Below are 17214 nucleotides of genomic sequence, written 5' to 3'. Positions count from 1 at the left end.
GCCCGCACCGACCCCATAGTCTGTCCGCCATGGCAGACCGGCATTTCAAACGCACACTTAACTCGGAAGAGGATACCCAGGCCCTCGCTCGCCGGATCGCGCCCCTTCTGGGTGCGGGCGATGTGCTGCTGTTGTCCGGTGCGATCGGTGCCGGAAAATCGGCTTTTGCCCGCGCCCTGATCCGCGCCCGTATCGGTGAGCATGAGGATGTGCCGTCGCCGACGTTCACGCTGGTCCAGACCTATCAGGACGGCCCGGTCGAGATCTGGCATTGCGATCTTTACCGGCTGACCCATCCCGACGAGGCATTCGAGCTGGGGCTTGCCGACGCCTTCACGACGGCGATTTGTCTGATCGAGTGGCCCGACCGTCTGGGCCGGGACCAGCCGGACGGCGCGCTCTTGCTCGAATTTTCCGCTGAACAAACGGGCCACTGTATCAGCGGCATACTCGATACCGCGTGGAACGCCCGGTTGGGTCAGATTCTTGACTGACCGCGCGTCCCTGATCACCGCCCGTCTGGGTGCGACACCCTGGGGGGACTGGACCGACAGCGCGATTGCCGCCGACGCCTCTGCCCGCAGCTACAACCGCCGCACAGGCCCGCGGGGACAGAGCGTCATCGTGATGGATGCACCCCCCGCACGAGGCGAAGACACCGGGCGCTTTGTCGCATTGGCGCGATTCCTGCACGAACATGGCCTGGCCGCACCGCAAATCCTGCTGGACGATCATGCGCTGGGCCTACTGGTACTGGAAGATCTGGGCCCTACAGATTTTGCTCTCCAATCAACCGCGACACCGGACAGCACATCAGTGCTTTACGAGGCGGCAACCGATGTTCTGATCGCGCTGCATCGCCTGCCCGCGCCAGATGGACTGATCAGCCTTGACCCGGAAACCGGTGGCCAGATGGTCGCGATCACGGCGGAATGGTATGCTAAAAATGCCGATCCCGGCCAGATCACGCTTGCGATGGCGGACCATCTGCACAAACTGGCACCAAAGCCCGACACTCTCGCGCTGCGCGATTTTCATGCCGAAAACCTGATCTGGCGAGCTGACGAAACAGGTCTCCGTCGCGTCGGCCTGCTGGACTTTCAGGATGCGTTTCTCGCGCCTGCAGGCTACGATCTGGCATCGCTGCTGCGCGATGCCCGGCGCGACGTTTCACCGACGGTTTGCGCGCGTGCGATCACGCGCTACGCCGATGCGACCGGAATTGACCGGCGTACGTTCGCTGCGCAATTCGCCTGCCTTGCGGTCCAGCGAAACCTGCGAATCCTTGGCGTTTTCGCGCGCCTTGTCCGGTATCATGGGAAACATAAATACCTCGCCTTCATCCCGCGGGTCTGGTCCCATATCCAGACCGATCTTGCGTACCCGGCCCTCGCCGGTTTGCGGACGGTCGTCGCCGAAACACTGCCCCCGCCCGACGCCTCGACACTGAAAGACCTCCTGTGACGCCAATCCTCCTTTTCGCAGCCGGGCTTGGGTCGCGGATGCGGCCACTGACCGATGATCGGCCAAAGCCACTGGTCACGGTCGCGGGTCGCCCCTTGCTCGACCATGCCCGTACGCTGATTCCGGCTCAGGGCGTCGGCCCTTGCGTCGTCAATTTGCACTACAAGGCAGATATGATCCGCGCCCATCTCGCAGGCGAAGGATTCTCGTTTTCCGACGAGACCGACCACCTACGCGACACGGGCGGCGGGTTGCGCCATGCGATGCCGCTTCTGGGGTCAAGCCCGGTTCTGACCCTCAACACAGATGCGGTGTGGCGCGACGGCGATCCCATTGGCCAGCTTCTATCGGCTTGGGCTGATCATATGGAGGCGCTACTGCTGCTGGCCCCGCCGGACCGCGCCATCGGCCACAAGGGCGCGGGCGATTTTCTGATCGACGCCCATGGCCGACTGGAGCGGGGACCGGGCGCTATCTATACCGGGCTGCAGATGATCCGCACCGACACGTTGCCCAAAGTTGCAGACACCGCGTTCTCGATGAATGTCGTGTGGGATGCGATGCAGCGACGCGACGGCCTCTACGGTATCGAATACGACGGGCGATGGTGTGATGTCGGCCAACCGGACAGCATCCCGCTCGCCGAAGCCATGCTGGAGGACCGCGATGTCTGAGCCATCCGCCACAGGTCGTGTCTTTGGCATCCCGCCCGGCGTGGATTTCGCACAAGCGGTCATCGACGGGCTGACCGCGCGGTTCGCCGCAAAATCACCTGTGGAATTCGCCCGAATACGCATTTTCGTGAACACGACCCGGATGCAGCGCCGCATGCGCGACGTGTTCGACGCCGGCCCCCCGCGCCTGTTGCCGCGCATTCAAGTGCTCACCGATCTTGCGATGGAGCCTCAGGTGCTGGGTCTTGCGCCGCCCGTTTCGCCCCTGCGCAGGCGTCTCGAGTTGTCGCAGTTCGTCGCGGCCCTGCTAGAACAGGAACCTGATCTTGCACCCCGTGCGGCGCTCTATGATCTGTCCGACAGTCTGGCCCGTTTGATGGATGAAATGCAGGGCGAGGGTGTATTGCCCGAAGTGATCCGCGCGCTCGATGTGACCGACCAGTCCCATCACTGGGACCGCGCGCTGCGCTTTCTGTCGATCATCACGCCCTATTTTAACCCCGACACGACACAACCGGACAAGGAAGCCCGGCAAAGACGTGTGATCGAGACATTGGATGCTGTCTGGCGCGATCAGCCGCCTGACGCGCCGATCATCGTTGCAGGCTCGACCGGGTCGCGCGGAGCGACCGCGATTTTCATGCACCGTGTCGCGCGCCTCCCGCAGGGTGCCGTGATCCTGCCGGGGTTTGATTTCGAAACGCCGGGCAAGGTCTGGTCAGCGATGCAGGCAGAGCGGGGAGGCGAGGATCACCCACAATTCCGGTTCCGCAAGCTGATGGATCGTATGGCGCTGACGCCGGAGGATATTCTACCCTGGACCGACACCGTTCCACCCAATCCGGCCCGGAACAGGCTGGTATCCCTCTCTCTGCGTCCTGCACCGGTCACCGACCAGTGGCTGCAGGACGGGCCATCGCTGGGCGATCTGACCGCCGCGACCGCTGGGCTGACACTGGTCGAGGCACCAAGCCCGCGCGCCGAGGCGGAAGCGATCGCACTCCGCCTGCGGCAGGCCGTCGAAGACGGAATCACCGCCGCGTTGATCACCCCGGACAGAATGTTGACCCGGCAGGTGACGGCGGCGCTCGACCGATGGGACATCACGCCGGACGACAGCGCGGGCACACCCCTGCCCCTGTCGCCGCCCGGACGCTTTCTGCGCCATGTAGCCAATGCGCTCGCAGCACCGCTGACCGGAGAGGCTCTGCTGACGCTTCTGAAACATCCGCTCTGCCACAGCGATGGCAGCGACAGGAACAATCATCTGCGATATACGCGCGACCTTGAACTGCATCTACGCCGGAACGGCCCGCTTTATCCAACGGCGCAAACGCTCCACGGTTTTGCAGCAGGCAAATCGGACGCAAGACAGGCGTGGGCGGCCTGGGTCGGCGGCCGGATCGACTCGCTGGCCCTGTCCGACACGGCCCCGCTGACCGACCACACCGACCGCCTGATCCATATCGCCGAGCAATGCGCAGCAGGGCCGATTGCAATCGACGGGGCAGGTGCGCTTTGGGATACGGCCGCAGGCCGCGAGGCGCATAGCGTCTGTCAAACCCTCCAGCGCGAAGCCGACGCCGGCGGCATCATGTCACCGCGAGATTTCACGGCGCTTTTCGGTGCGGTCCTGTCCGAAGGTGTGGTCCGTGACCGCGATGCCGGGCATCCCCGGATTCTGATCTGGGGCACGTTGGAAGCGCGTGTTCAGGGGGCCGATCTGGTCATCCTTGGCGGGCTGAACGAAGGGGTCTGGCCCGAGGCACCGGCACCTGACCCGTGGCTAAACCGGTCCATGCGGGCCAAGGCTGGGTTGTTGCTGCCGGAACGCAGGATCGGCCTGTCTGCACACGACTATCAACAAGCCATCGCCGGGGCCCAGGTCTGGCTGACTCGCGCAAAACGCTCGTCGGATGCGGAAACCGTGCCATCGCGCTGGGTCAACCGTCTGCTTAATCTGCTTACCGGGTTGCCGGATCAGGGCGGTCGGGATGCGGTGGCGCGCATGCGTGCCGACGGCCAGCGATGGCTGTCGATGGCAGCTTGCCTGTCAGAACCCGCAGCGCCCAAGACAGCGGCACATCGACCATCCCCACAACCACCGGTGGCCGCCCGTCCGCGCACGCTTTCGGTCACGCGCATCAAGACGCTGATCCGCGATCCTTATGCGATCTACGCCGAAAAGGTGCTTCGGCTGAAACCGCTCAACCCGCTGATGCCGCAGCCGGATGCCCCGATGCGCGGCACGATAATCCATAAAATCCTCGAACGCTTCATCGCTGAAAATCCAGATGCGACAGATCCCGCATCACGTGCACGACTGCTTGAAATCGCGGACATCCAGTTTGGCGCACAGTGTCCCTGGCCCACGGTCCGCGCCCTATGGCGCGCGCGTCTCGAACGGGTTGTCGACCTGTTCCTTGCGGGCGAGGCCGAAAGGCAGGCCCGCGGCAGGGTCGTCGCACTGGAGCAATACGGCGAAATGCCGGTGGCTGCCGCCGGCGTCACGATTACCTGCAAGGCCGACCGCTTCGATCTGACAGAAGGCGGAGACGCGCTGATCTATGACTACAAGACCGGCACGGTGCCGACAAAGGCGATGCAGAAAGCCTTTGACAAGCAGCTGCTGGTCGAAGCGGTGATGGTCGAACGGGGCGCATTCGAAAAACTTGGACATCCGCAGGTCTCCGACGCAACCTTTGTCGCGGTGAACACCGCGATGAAAGACAGCGCCGCACCGCTGTCCGAGACGTCGACCGCCCAGATCCATGCGGAACTGGAACAGCACCTGCAGTACTGGAACGACGTGAACAGTGGCTATACCGCGCGGCGCGCCTTACAATTACGCACCGATTTCAGCCCTTACGATCACCTGTCGCGTTTCGGCGAATGGAAAGCCGGTGACGATCCGGTGGCAGAGGTGATGTCATGATCCGCGACGCTGCATCGCAGGCGCAGGTTGACGCTGCCGACCCCCGCAACTCGACCTGGCTTTCTGCCAACGCCGGGTCAGGCAAGACCCGCGTGCTGACGGATCGTGTGGCGCGGTTGTTGCTCGACGGCGTCGACCCGCAGAACATCCTTTGCCTGACCTACACCAAGGCCGCCGCCGCCGAAATGCAGAACCGCCTTTTCCAACGATTGGGCGACTGGGCCATGATGCCGGACAAGGCCCTGCGCGAAGATCTCAAGGTGTTGGGGGTCGACCGCGATATCGCCGCCGAGGACCTTTCTGGCGCACGCACTCTCTTTGCCAGTGCCATCGAAACGCCCGGCGGGCTGAAAATCCAGACGATCCACTCGTTTTGCGCGGGCGTCCTGCGCCGCTTCCCCCTCGAAGCGCAGGTCAGCCCGCAATTCCGCGAGATGGAGGAGCGGGAGGCCGAACTGCTACGGGCCGAGGTCGTAGATGACCTTGTGGCTGGGCCGCACGCCCACGTCGTGCACGGGCTGCTGCACCATTTCACCGGCGACGATCTGTCAAAGCTGACGGCAGAGATCGCGGCACGGCGCGATGCCTTTGCGGCACCGCCAACGGATGCCACGCTGCGCACACTTTTCAACGTCTCGCCGAACCTCACTCTCGATGCATTGCGCGATGCCGTTTTCGACAACGGGGGATTGGCCGCGATCCAACAGCTTGCTCAAATCTGCGCCACCGGCTCCAGTACCGAGATCACCGCATCTGCCAAACTTGCGAAAGTGACCGGTGACGCCCGCGATCTCGCCATTCTCGAAGATGTTTTTCTGAACAAGAGCGGGGCTTCGATCCATCAGGCCAAAATCGGAAAGTTCCCGGTCAAGGCCACGCGAGAGGCCCACCCAGCCCTCATCGACACCGTCAACATCATCATGGAAACGGTGGAGCAGGCACGCCCGGATCGCCTCGCGCTGCTGGCGCTGGCACGGACGCAGGCGCTCTACAGTTTTGGAACACTATTCGTCCCCGCCTACGAGGCGAAAAAGCTTATGCACGGTGCGCTCGATTTCGACGATCTGATTCGCAAGACCCGCGCCCTTCTGACCGACGCCAAGCTGGCGCAATGGGTGCTGTTCCGGCTCGACGGCGGGATCGACCATCTGCTGGTGGACGAGGCGCAGGATACCAGCCCGACACAATGGGCCGTGATCGAACAGTTGACGCAGGAATTCACGGCCGGCGTCGGTACCGACCCTGACCGTCGCCGCACCATCTTCGTCGTCGGCGACAAGAAGCAGTCGATATATTCGTTTCAGGGGGCCGACCCCGACGCCTTTGACCGGATGAAGGATCACTTCAGCACCGGTTTGGCACAATCCGCGCAGCATCTGCACACCCGGTCGCTGGATTATTCATTCCGATCATCACAGGCGATCCTGCGGGTGGTCGATACTACCTTTACCGGGGATCGCGCCGTGGGCCTGGACAAGCAGGTGTCCCACATCGCGTTCAAGGGCGATATGCCCGGCCGCGTCGACCTGTGGCCGGTGATCACGGACGAGAGCGCAAAAACCGAGATCGACTGGACGCAGCCCGTCGATCATCTTGGCGACGATCATGTCGCGGTTCGGATGGCGAACCGCGTGGCGCGTGAAATCAAGAGAATGATCGCCCAGGAGACCCTGCCTGTCGAAATCGGTAACACCGGCACCTATCAGAAACGCGCGATCACCGAAGGCGATATCCTGATCCTCGTGCAACGCCGGTCCGATCTGTTTTCCGAGATCATTCGCGCCTGCAAGGCCGCCGGGCTGGAAGTCGCCGGTGCGGACCGTCTGCGCGTGGGTGCCGAACTGGCGGTCAAGGATCTGGCCGCCGTTCTGCAATTCCTCGCACTGCCCGAAGACGACCTGTCGCTGGCCAATGCGCTGAAATCACCGCTTTTCGGCTGGACCGAGCAGGATCTCTTCACGCTCGCGCATCACCGGCCCGACAAGACCTATTTGTGGGAGGCGCTGCGCACCCGGACCGACTGCCCCGAAACACTTGCCATCCTGACCGACCTGCGCAATCAGGCCGACTTTCTGCGCCCCTACGACCTGATCGAACGCATCCTGACCCGGCACGACGGTCGCCGTAATCTTCTGGCCCGTCTAGGCAGCGAGGCCGAAGACGGTATCGACGCGCTGCTGTCGCAGGCCCTCGCCTATGAAAGCACCGGCGTGCCGTCGCTGACCGGTTTCCTCACCTGGATGGAAACCGACGACGTCGAGGTCAAGCGCCAGATGGACAGTCAGGGCAACCGCATCCGCGTGATGACCGTGCACGGTGCCAAGGGGCTGGAGGCTCCCATCGTTTTCCTGCCCGACACCGCCCAGCGCGACAATCAGGCCAAGGCCGAACTTTACCCGGCCGGACAGCACGTCGTCTGGAAAACGAACAAGGATGCCGCGCCACCGGCGATTGAAAGGCTGCGCGAGGGGATCGTTGCTCGACAGGCGCGCGAGCGGATGCGCCTGCTTTATGTCGCGATGACGCGGGCCGAGAAATGGCTGATCGTGGGGGCCGCGGGCAAGGTCGGCGATGGTGACGCCAGCTGGTACAATATCGTCGCCGACGGAATGAAGCATGCCGGTGACGTCTCTGTGCGCAGCGGCGGAATGGACATCCGCCGCGTCGGTCATCTGGACTGGAACGCATTGGACCTTGTGCAGGTGCACCAAGCCCCTGCCAAGCGGATCGCACCGCCTGCTTTCGGGCCAGTGGCTATGACCAGCGCCGCACGCACCATATCACCCTCGGACCTGGGTGGTGCGAAAGTGCTGCCGGGCGACCCGGGCACTGACGACGAATACGGCGCAAAACAGCGCGGACGCCAGATGCATGTGCTGCTGGAACATCTGCCGCACGTGTCCCCGGTAAACCGTGCGGACATCGGTCGGCAGTTGGTCGCGGCGCTGGACGATCCGGGCAATCACGCGCTTGTCGACGAGGCGATCGCCCTGCTCGGGACCGATGCCCTTGCCGACATCTGGACATCCGACGCCTTGGTCGAGGTCGGCGTTACCGCCCCGCTGCCCGACGGGCGACGGCTGCATGGCTACATTGATCGGCTGATCGTGACCGATACCACCGTTCTTGCGATTGACTACAAGACCAACAGGCTCGTACCTGACGGGCCGGCGCAGGTTCCCGACGGGTTGCTGCGGCAAATGGGTGCCTATGATATGGGATTGCGACAGATTTTCCCCGATCACACCATCGAGACGGCGATCCTTTGGACCCAGACCGCCACGCTGATGCGGCTGCCCGCGTCGCTTGTTTCATCCGCTCTTGCGCACGTGATCACGGACGATCCGCACCTTGACCATCCGCCGGGCGGTTCATAGGTTCCGGGTCTAACAATTCTGACCCCATGAGGAGAGCCGTTATGGCCACAGTCGCAGTCACCGATTCCACTTTCGACGCCGAAGTGCGCCAGTCCGATATCCCCGTCGTCGTGGATTTCTGGGCCGAATGGTGTGGCCCCTGCAAACAGATCGGCCCCGCCCTGGAAGAGCTGTCGGCCGAGATGGACGGCAAGGTGAAGATCGTCAAAGTGAACGTCGACGAGAACCCCAACTCCCCCGGCCAGATGGGCGTGCGCGGTATTCCGGCCCTGTTCCTGTTCAAGGACGGCGAGGTCGTGTCGAACAAGACCGGTGCGGCACCCAAGGCCGCCATTGAAGGCTGGATCAAAGACTCCATCTGATTTCGGCGAGAACCGGATTGAAAGGGCGTCCCATCGGGGCGCCCTTTTGCATCGGGAATGTCCGAACCTTGTCACTCACGCGGCCCGCCGCCATATAGAATCCAACACAGGAAAGGACCCGCATTATGGCTGACACAGATTTTCCCGGCTGGCACGGCACGACGATCATCGGCGTGCGCAAGGGTGGCAAAGTCGTGATCGCCGGTGACGGGCAGGTCAGTCTGGGCCAGACTGTCATCAAGGGCACGGCACGCAAGGTCCGCCGTCTGTCACCCGGCGGGATGGACGTGATCGCGGGCTTTGCCGGGTCTACGGCGGATGCCTTCACCCTGCTTGAACGTCTGGAAAAGAAGCTGGAGGCGACGCCCGGTCAGCTTGCCCGCGCAAGCGTGGAACTGGCAAAGGACTGGCGCACCGATAAATACCTCCAAAAGCTGGAGGCGATGCTGATCGTCAGCGACGGCAAGGACCTGTTCGTCATCACAGGCGCGGGTGATGTGCTGGAACCCGAACACGATATCGCCGCCATCGGGTCGGGCGGCAACTTTGCCCTCGCCGCCGGGCGCGCTCTGATGGACAGCGACCGCGATGCAGAGGATATCGCCCGCACCGCGATGGCGATTGCCGCCGATATCTGTGTCTATACCAACGGCAATCTCACGGTCGAAACGCTGGGCGGTTAACCGACCGGGGCGACGCCAAGGCCCACGTTGAACCGCTCGCACCAGATATAGACTTCATTATAGTCGTCCGGGTTCACACCTGCGGGCAGGCTGTATTTCTGGGCACCTGAATTGCTTTCCAGCGCGCCCATCAGCGTGTTGGGGTCATAGACGCCGTCACGGCCCAACGCGACCTTGGGGTCGGGCGCGCCGTCAAAGCTGAAATCGGCAAGCAGTTGCACACCATCGGCGGCAATCTCGGCTGTGCCGGATGTGGCGTGGCCGTTCAGCCCGGTGAACGTACCTAGCCGCCCGTGGCCACCCGCAAAGGCAGGCAGCGCGGTGACGGCAAGGGTGGAAGCGAGAAAAGTGCGGCGGTCCATTGGAAATCTCCTGTCAGTGTTCGTGTTGGCCGCAACGCTAGCGTCCTGCACAAATTCACGCTACGGCCTGCACGGGTTTGTGATGAACGTGTCAGCAGGGGCAAAGATGCGCCGACGCCTTGGCGTCCGCGGATGCAGCCCATAAGTAGAACGCAGCAAAGGACCGCAACATGATCGAACGCGACGACCTGAAAGCCGCCATCGGTGCCGGCATCCTGACGGAAGCGCAGGCCGCGTCGCTCGCGTCCCTGTCAGACAGCAGGCGCGGCGCGCGCGAAAACCTGCGCGCCGGCGATGAACCGTTCGAACTGTTCAAGGGCTTCAACGAGATTTTCATCGTCGTGGGCCTGCTGATTCTCGCCACGGGCTGGATCGGCGTCGCCGGGTTTTCCTTCGTATCCAACATCACCAACCCACAGCAGGCCGCGCTGAGCTTTGGCGGCATCGGAGCCGTTTTCCTCTGGTTGTTGTCAGAATATTTCGTGCGCAGACGGCGCATGGTCGCCCCAGCCATCGCGCTGTCGGTCCTGTTCGCGATGAACGCGGGCTTTGCCCTCACGCTTTATTTCGCCGAACCCTTCATGGTCGCGCAAGAAGACTACGGCAGCCTGCCATTCCCGATGATCCTCGGCACTCTGGCGCTTTTCATCTACTGGTTCCGGTTCCGTGTCCCCTTCGCCATGGCGATGATCGCCGTCGGTGTTTTCATCGTCGCGATCCTGATCGCCGCAAACAGCGGCGGGACCCCCACCAGCCCTGCCGATCTGTTCCTGCTGTCGGCAGGCGGGCCGTTCGCCTGGATCACCCTGCTCGTCGGTTTCGGTGTGTTCGCCGTGGCGATGATGTTCGATATGTCGGATCCGCACCGCGTTACCCGTCGGTCCGCCAATGGGTTCTGGCTGCACGTCGTTGCCGCCCCTGCCCTCGTCAACACCATCGCCCTTTCGCTGCTTGATCAGGATTCGGGCATGGCAAATATGCTTCTGCTTGTCGTGCTGCTCGTCTTTGCCCTCGTCGCGATCGTCATCGACCGCCGGTCGTTCCTGATCGCTGCGATCGGCTATATCGTGGCCCTCGCCGCCACGGTGATCGAGGGCGACGGCGCCGCGTTGACTGTCCTGATACTTGGCATCGTTCTTCTTCTTCTCGGTGCGTTCTGGGAACGGATCCGTGCGCGTCTGCTGCGCCTGATGCCCGGGTTCGTGCCGCTGCACCGCCTGCCCCCTTCCGTATGAAAGACCCGTTATGACTGACCTGACCCCCCGCGAAATCGTGTCCGAACTGGACCGCTTCATCATCGGCCAGAAGGACGCAAAACGCGCTGTCGCCGTAGCCCTGCGCAACCGTTGGCGGCGCAAACAGCTGGGCGACGATCTGCGCGACGAGGTCTATCCCAAGAACATCCTGATGATCGGGCCGACCGGCGTCGGCAAAACTGAAATCTCGCGCCGTCTGGCGAAACTGGCGCGTGCGCCGTTCATCAAGGTCGAGGCGACGAAATTCACCGAGGTCGGCTATGTAGGGCGCGACGTCGAACAGATCGTTCGCGATCTTGTCGATACTGCGATCCTCGATACCCGCGAACACATGCGCGACGACGTGAAGGCCCGCGCCCAGCAGGCCGCCGAAGACCGCGTCGTCACAGCCATCGCCGGTGAGGACGCGCGCGAAAGCACGCGCGACATGTTCCGCAAGAAGCTGAAGTCCGGCGAACTCGATGATACCGTCATCGAGCTGGAGCTGACCGACACCTCAAACCCGATAGGCGGCTTCGAAATACCCGGTCAGCCGGGCACGGGCATGGGTGGCATGATGAACCTGGGTGACCTGTTCGGCAAGATGGGCATGAACCGGACCGTCAAGAAGAAGATGACGGTGGCCGACAGCTACGACGCGCTGATCGCAGACGAGGCAGACAAGCTGCTGGACGACGAAGCCGTCAAAAAAGCTGCGCTTGAAGCTGTGGAACAATCCGGCATCGTGTTCCTGGATGAGATCGACAAGGTCTGTGCGAAATCCGACGCGCGCGGTGCGGATGTATCGCGCGAGGGCGTCCAGCGCGACCTGCTGCCACTGATCGAAGGCACGACCGTCAGCACGAAACACGGGCCGATCAAGACCGACCATATCCTGTTCATCGCATCGGGCGCGTTCCACGTCGCCAAACCGTCGGACCTGTTGCCCGAATTGCAGGGTCGCCTGCCGATCCGCGTCGAACTGCGCGCACTGACCGAAGACGACTTCGTCCGCATTCTGACCGAAACCGACAACGCGCTGACGCTGCAATACACCGCGCTGATGAAGACCGAAGAGGTCACTGTCACCTTCGCACCTGAAGGGATCGCCGCCCTCGCAAAGATCGCGGCGGAGGTGAACGAAGCGGTGGAAAACATCGGTGCGCGCAGACTCTACACGGTGATGGAACGTGTGTTCGAGGATCTGTCGTTCACCGCCCCCGACCGCAACGGCGAGGACATTACCGTCGATGCCGATTTCGTCGAAACCCATCTGGGCGAACTCGCCCGGTCGACAGATGTCAGCCGCTACGTGCTTTAGGGCTTTCACCCGGCGCGCAACAGGATCATCTAGGGCGGCATGAGCCAGCCCACCGGTTACTTCGCTTTCATCCGCGACAACGCGCCCTTCCTCGCGACGGGCGCGGTACTCTCGTTTCTGTCCAGCTTCGGGCAGACGTTCTTCATCTCGATCTTCGGCGGTGACATCCGTGCCGCCTTTGACCTGTCGAACGGCGATTGGGGTGCGATCTACATGATCGGCACCGCAGCATCCGCGGCCTGCATGATCTATGCGGGTGGTCTGGCGGACCGCTTCCGGGTCAAGGCGCTGGGCACGGTCGTCATCGCTCTGCTGGCGGTGGCCTGTAGTGCTATGGCGCTGAACACGGCCGCCGGCGCGCTGGTATTCGTGATCTTCGCGCTCCGGTTTCTTGGTCAGGGCATGACGACACACGTGGCGGTGGTCGCCATGGCGCGCTGGTTCATTGCGGCACGCGGGCGGGCGCTGGCCGTCGCGGCACTGGGGTTCATGCTGGGCGAGGCGACGCTGCCGCTGATCATGGTCTGGCTGAAATCCATGATAGACTGGCGCACGCTTTGGCTGGGCTTCGCGCTGTTCTGCCTGCTCATGATCCCGGTGCTGCGCCGCTTGCTGCGCCTCGAACGCACTCCGGCCGCCGCCGCGGCAGAGGATCAATCCACCGGTCTGGGTGGTCGCCACTGGACCCGATCAGAGGCATTGCGCAACCCGATCTTCTGGGCCATGGCCCCCGCAGTCATGTCATTTTCCGGCTTCGGGACTGCATTCTGGTTCCATCAAGTGCATTTCGCCGAAATCAAGGGATGGTCGCACCTGTCGCTCGTCGCGGTTTTCCCGCTCGGCACGATCATGCTGGCGGTCTCGACCATTGTCTTCGGTTGGTTGATCGACAGGCTGGGCGCGGTCAGGCTACTTCCGTTCTACCTGATTCCATACGTACTGGCCTTTGTCCTGCATTGGTACGCGCCCACTTTGGGTTGGACCGCGCTAGCGGTCATCCTGATGGGTATGGCAGGGGGCGGCCAGTCGACGCTGCTCAACGCCTGCTGGGCTGAATTCTATGGCACCGCGAACCTGGGGTCGATCAAGGCGGCGGTGACTGCGCTGATGGTGCTCGGCTCCGCACTCGGTCCCGGCATCAGCGGCTGGCTGATCGACGCAGGCGTGGGGTTCGAGGTGCAGATGCTGGGTTATGCCGCCATCTTCGCCAGTGCGGCCCTTTTGCTGCTTTATCCGGTCGCGGCGTCACGCCGGTGGTCAGCGCGCCCGGCGTAGATAGACGTAATAGGCCCCATGCCCGCCATGCCGGATATGTGCGGGCGTGATCTGCAGAACGACCGGCCTCATGGGTGGCAAAGCCAGCCATTGCGGCACCTGATGCCGCAGCACCCCGTGTCGGACCGGGATCGGCCCACCGTCGTCACGATCCTTGCCCTTGCCGGTGATCACCAGCACCAGACGCTTGCCCGCCGCATGTGCGTTCAGGATGAACCCGACGAGCGCGGGATGCGCCTCGGCCATCGTCATGCCGTGCAGGTCGATGCGGCCTTCGGGCTTCAGCTTGCCGCGTGTCATACGCCCGTAGGATTTGTGGTCCATGTTGACCGGCGCGGCGTTCAGCCGTTGTCCGATCGGCGACAGCAGGTCATGCCCGCGTGACGCATCCGCCCGCTCGCCCACCCGGAACTGCGGAACCGGTGCTGTATCCTGTACCGTGCCGTGTGCCGGTGCCTGAAATCGCGGGGGTTCGGTATCGGCAGGTTTCGGTTCAGCTACCGGACCCGACAGCGGCACGGTCTGCCCGGCGACATGATCCCACAGCGCCCGCTCCTGCGGGGAAAGATGCCGAGGCTTGCGCATCACTGTACACCGTCAAGCGTGTCCGACAGCATGGCATAAGCCGTCTGGATCGGCAGCAATACCACGATCCGGCCACCGTCCTTGATCCGCCCGGCATCACGCCCCGCCGTCACTCCGGTGCCGAAAAAAATATCCGCCCGCTGCGCGCCCTTGATCGCCGATCCTGTGTCCTGTGCGATCATCAGCCGGTTCAGCGGCTCCGCCCCGTTCTTTTCGATCCAGACCGGCGCGCCCAGCCGCACGATGGACGGGTCCACCGCAATCGACCGTATCGCGGTGATCGACCGGTTCATCGCGCCCAGCGGTCCGCGCTCTGCCGGCACCTCGTTCACGTCACGAAAAAACACGAAACTGTCGTTGACCCACAGCAGCTCGCGCCCTTCCTCGGGGTTGGCCGCCACCCAGGATCGGATCACATCTGCCGACACCTGATGCGGCTCGTAAACACCGCGGCGGACAAGTTCCTGCCCGACAGACGAATAGTCCCGCCCGTTCTTACCGGCATATCCGACGCGAATAACCCGCCCGCTGGGCAGTCTGATCCGTCCGGATCCCTGCACCATCAGGAAAAATGCGTCGACGGGATCGGCCAGCCAGGCAATCTCAAGACCACGCCCGGCCAATGCGCCGGTCTCCTCGATCTCGCGCCGGGTCAGGTAGGGCTGCCCATCGACGACGTCCTCGGGCAAGCGGTAAATCGGATACTGGTATTCACCGCCCTGCGTGAGTGCGCCACGCAATTCCGGCTCATAGTAACCGGTAAACAGCATCGGCTCACCGTCCTCCATCAGGACCGGCTGAAAGAACAATTCGAAGAATTCGCGCGGTGCCGGGCCCGACCGCGCATAACGGCACAGGTTGGCCCATTCGGTGTCGGGCAGATCACCACAGGTCATCAAAAACGTATCAAGCGCCGCTTGGTGGTCATCCTCGGCCCAGCCTGCCAGATCGTCAAACGTCAAAAGCGTGTGGGTGACCTGTGCCACGGCAGACCCCGCCAGTATCGACCCCATCCAAAGACCGGCCGCAAGCGCGACGCTATCCCGGACGGGCCGCATTTATTCACCCGTGGCAACAAGCCGCCAGTTCGGATCGTTCGCGCTCATATCGCGGGCGAAGGTCCAGACATCTTTTTGGCGCTTCACCTCTGTATCGCTGCCCTCGACAATGTCGCCCCCGGCGTCACGCACGACGTAGGTGAGCTCACCCGTAAACCGCACGGTAATCTCTGCTTCCTTGGTATCGGCATCGAAAGTCGCATCGTTGATGCCTAGATTACTCACGCCGACAAATTTCGCGTCGATGGTCAGCTTCTGCGCCTCCCGCTCGTCGATGACGGACTGGAAGGCCTCGAACACATCCTCGGAAATGAATGGTGTCACGCTGGACAGATCACCGCGCTCGAACGCCATGAGGATCATCTCATAGGCGCCCTTGGCACCCCCAAGAAATTCACCCACGTGAAACGATGGATCGGCGCGTTTCATGTCGGCCAGTGCGTGTGCCGCCGGGCTGTCCTCCGGCACGTGATCCGCGATATCCGTATCGGGACCGCCTTCTATCACGTCGAAATCGTGCTTGCGGCGCTTTTCCGGCAGTTGCGGCGCAGTCGGCGGCTTCTCGAATCCCTCGCGCGTTCCCAGCACGCCGCGCAGGCGCAGGATCAAAAAAACGGCGATCGCCGCCAGAACCAGAAGCTGGATAATCGGAGAGTTCATCAGGACCTCATCAAGGGCAGGCATGGAAACATCGTGTTACCGTCCTTATGTAGGGTGGCGATAGGGTCGAGTCCACCTTGCCCCCGAAACTGTGCGCAGAAGGATCGAAACCATGTGGTTGTTGCTGGCATTCATCGCCGTTCCACTCATCGAAATTGCCCTGTTCATTCAGGTCGGCGGCATCATCGGCCTCTGGCCGACCCTTGCCATCGTTCTCGTTACGGCGGTGCTGGGGTCATGGCTCGTCAGATCGCAGGGCGCGCGCGAATTGTCCAACGTACGCAGTTCCTTTTCGGAAATGCGGGACCCGACCGAACCGCTTGCGAATGGTGCCATGATCCTGTTTGCCGGGGCGCTGCTTCTGACGCCGGGCTTCTTCACCGATGCTGTCGGCTTTGCCCTGCTGTTACCGCCAGTACGGGCCGCGACCTATCGGTTCCTGCGGACCCGGATCAAGGTCCAGTCCTTCGAAGGTGCCGGACCGCATCCCGCACAGCCACGCGGCCCACGCGACCGGGTGATCGACGGCGAGTATGAGGATGTCACGACCGCAAAGAAGCCGACGCATGGCCCATCGGAATGGACGAAGCACTGACACGGGACCATATGATCCAATAACTTTACATTGAGACCCCCCGCAGCGCCTGTTAGGTACGGCGCGACCTATTTTCACACCTATTACTCCGGAGGCACTTCCATGTCCGACACGCCAGAAACACCCGAATCCACCGACGCGGCGCAGGCCCAGCAGGCGCAGATCAAAAGCCGCGTCATGGCGCAGTATATCCGCGATATGTCCTTCGAGAACATACTGGCGCAGAAGGGTGTCAGCGGCGACGCGACGCCGGAAATCAAGGTGCAGGTGAATCTGGATGCCCGCAAGCGCGGCACCGAAGGCCAGTTCGAGGTCATCACAAAACTGAACGTAACCAGCAACGCCAAGGACGGCGGCGCACCCCTGTTCGTGCTGGAGCTGGAATATGCCGGCATCTTTGCCATCGAGGGCGTGCCGGAAGACCAGTTGCACCCCTATCTGCTGATCGAATGCCCGCGCATCACTTTCCCCTTCGTGCGCCGCATCGTCAGCGACATCACGCGCGACGGTGGCTTCCCGCCACTGAACCTTGAGACGATCGACTTCCTGGCGCTCTACCGCGCCGAACTGGCCCGCCGCGTCGAGGCGCAGAAGGCGGAAAAGGAAGAACCGCTGATCAACTGATCAG

At 62.8% G+C, this 17214-nt stretch carries 16 protein-coding genes; 12 read left to right on the top strand and 4 right to left on the bottom strand.

Annotated elements, in window-relative coordinates:
- Positions 1-29: 29 nt before the first annotated feature.
- The 7 genes from tsaE (at position 30) to hslV (ending at position 9495) form a co-directional block, all read left to right on the top strand.
- Positions 30-494: a tRNA (adenosine(37)-N6)-threonylcarbamoyltransferase complex ATPase subunit type 1 TsaE gene (tsaE, locus tag AC04PH_RS01005; RefSeq protein ID WP_483063881.1), complete on the top strand. Its 465-nt coding sequence runs from the start codon at positions 30-32 to the stop codon at positions 492-494.
- Positions 487-1464, top strand: coding sequence for an aminoglycoside phosphotransferase family protein (locus AC04PH_RS01000; RefSeq protein WP_483063880.1), 978 nt, complete (start codon positions 487-489; stop codon positions 1462-1464). The genes tsaE and AC04PH_RS01000 overlap by 8 nt, the downstream gene beginning before the upstream one ends.
- The gene (locus AC04PH_RS00995) at positions 1461-2138 is read left to right on the top strand and encodes a nucleotidyltransferase family protein (RefSeq protein WP_483063879.1); all 678 of its coding nucleotides are present in this window, start codon (positions 1461-1463) and stop codon (positions 2136-2138) included. The genes AC04PH_RS01000 and AC04PH_RS00995 overlap by 4 nt, the downstream gene beginning before the upstream one ends.
- Positions 2131-5073 carry a double-strand break repair protein AddB gene (addB, locus tag AC04PH_RS00990; RefSeq protein WP_483063878.1) on the top strand — a complete coding sequence of 981 codons (2943 nt, stop codon included), beginning with the start codon at positions 2131-2133 and terminating at the stop codon, positions 5071-5073. Before AC04PH_RS00995 ends, addB begins: the two co-directional genes overlap by 8 nt.
- Positions 5070-8450 (top strand): double-strand break repair helicase AddA, encoded by a 3381-nt coding sequence (gene addA, locus AC04PH_RS00985; protein ID WP_483063877.1) that lies wholly within the window; start codon positions 5070-5072, stop codon positions 8448-8450. The genes addB and addA overlap by 4 nt, the downstream gene beginning before the upstream one ends.
- A gap of 26 nt (positions 8451-8476) precedes the next feature.
- Complete coding sequence (gene trxA, locus AC04PH_RS00980; RefSeq protein WP_483063876.1) at positions 8477-8812, top strand: thioredoxin; 336 nt, start codon at positions 8477-8479, stop codon at positions 8810-8812.
- Between the two features lie 125 nt (positions 8813-8937).
- Positions 8938-9495 (top strand): ATP-dependent protease subunit HslV, encoded by a 558-nt coding sequence (gene hslV / locus AC04PH_RS00975; RefSeq protein WP_483063875.1) that lies wholly within the window; start codon positions 8938-8940, stop codon positions 9493-9495.
- On the opposite strand, the gene AC04PH_RS00970 is transcribed toward hslV, so the two are convergent.
- Positions 9492-9857, bottom strand: a complete 366-nt coding sequence (locus AC04PH_RS00970; protein WP_483063874.1) for a DM13 domain-containing protein — start codon at positions 9855-9857, stop codon at positions 9492-9494. The two genes, hslV and AC04PH_RS00970, sit on opposite strands and share 4 nt — an antisense overlap.
- A gap of 170 nt (positions 9858-10027) precedes the next feature.
- On the opposite strand from AC04PH_RS00970, the gene AC04PH_RS00965 reads away from it, so the two are divergent.
- From AC04PH_RS00965 to AC04PH_RS00955, 3 genes are read left to right on the top strand one after another with little or no spacing between them, the layout of a single operon-like run.
- Positions 10028-11092 (top strand): hypothetical protein, encoded by a 1065-nt coding sequence (locus AC04PH_RS00965; protein WP_483063873.1) that lies wholly within the window; start codon positions 10028-10030, stop codon positions 11090-11092.
- 10 nt (positions 11093-11102) lie between these two features.
- On the top strand, positions 11103-12413 hold the full coding sequence (gene hslU, locus AC04PH_RS00960) for an ATP-dependent protease ATPase subunit HslU (RefSeq protein ID WP_483063872.1): 1311 nt from the start codon (positions 11103-11105) through the stop codon (positions 12411-12413).
- Between the two features lie 39 nt (positions 12414-12452).
- Entirely contained in the window at positions 12453-13688 is a 1236-nt protein-coding gene (locus AC04PH_RS00955) for an MFS transporter (protein WP_483063871.1), read from the top strand.
- Here AC04PH_RS00955 and AC04PH_RS00950 read toward each other — a convergent pair.
- Genes AC04PH_RS00950 through AC04PH_RS00940 form a run of 3 tightly spaced genes read right to left on the bottom strand, consistent with a single transcriptional unit; the run spans position 13671 to position 15991 of the window.
- Complete coding sequence (locus AC04PH_RS00950) at positions 13671-14273, bottom strand: Smr/MutS family protein (protein WP_483063870.1); 603 nt, start codon at positions 14271-14273, stop codon at positions 13671-13673. The two genes, AC04PH_RS00955 and AC04PH_RS00950, sit on opposite strands and share 18 nt — an antisense overlap.
- On the bottom strand, positions 14273-15286 hold the full coding sequence (gene mltA / locus AC04PH_RS00945) for a murein transglycosylase A (RefSeq protein WP_483066121.1): 1014 nt from the start codon (positions 15284-15286) through the stop codon (positions 14273-14275). The genes AC04PH_RS00950 and mltA overlap by 1 nt, the downstream gene beginning before the upstream one ends.
- 45 nt (positions 15287-15331) lie before the next feature.
- Positions 15332-15991, bottom strand: a complete 660-nt coding sequence (locus AC04PH_RS00940; protein ID WP_483066120.1) for a Tim44/TimA family putative adaptor protein — start codon at positions 15989-15991, stop codon at positions 15332-15334.
- 112 nt (positions 15992-16103) lie between these two features.
- Between AC04PH_RS00940 and AC04PH_RS00935 the strand changes: the two genes are divergently transcribed.
- The gene (locus AC04PH_RS00935) at positions 16104-16586 is read left to right on the top strand and encodes an FxsA family protein (protein WP_483063869.1); all 483 of its coding nucleotides are present in this window, start codon (positions 16104-16106) and stop codon (positions 16584-16586) included.
- A 102-nt stretch (positions 16587-16688) separates the two neighbouring features.
- Positions 16689-17210 (top strand): protein-export chaperone SecB, encoded by a 522-nt coding sequence (secB, locus tag AC04PH_RS00930; protein ID WP_483063868.1) that lies wholly within the window; start codon positions 16689-16691, stop codon positions 17208-17210.
- Positions 17211-17214: the final 4 nt, after the last annotated feature.

It is taken from the genome of Yoonia sp. KMU-150, assembly GCF_056858355.1.
Note: the sequence above shows the minus strand (reverse complement) of the source record. Positions and strands in the feature narration are given on the sequence as shown.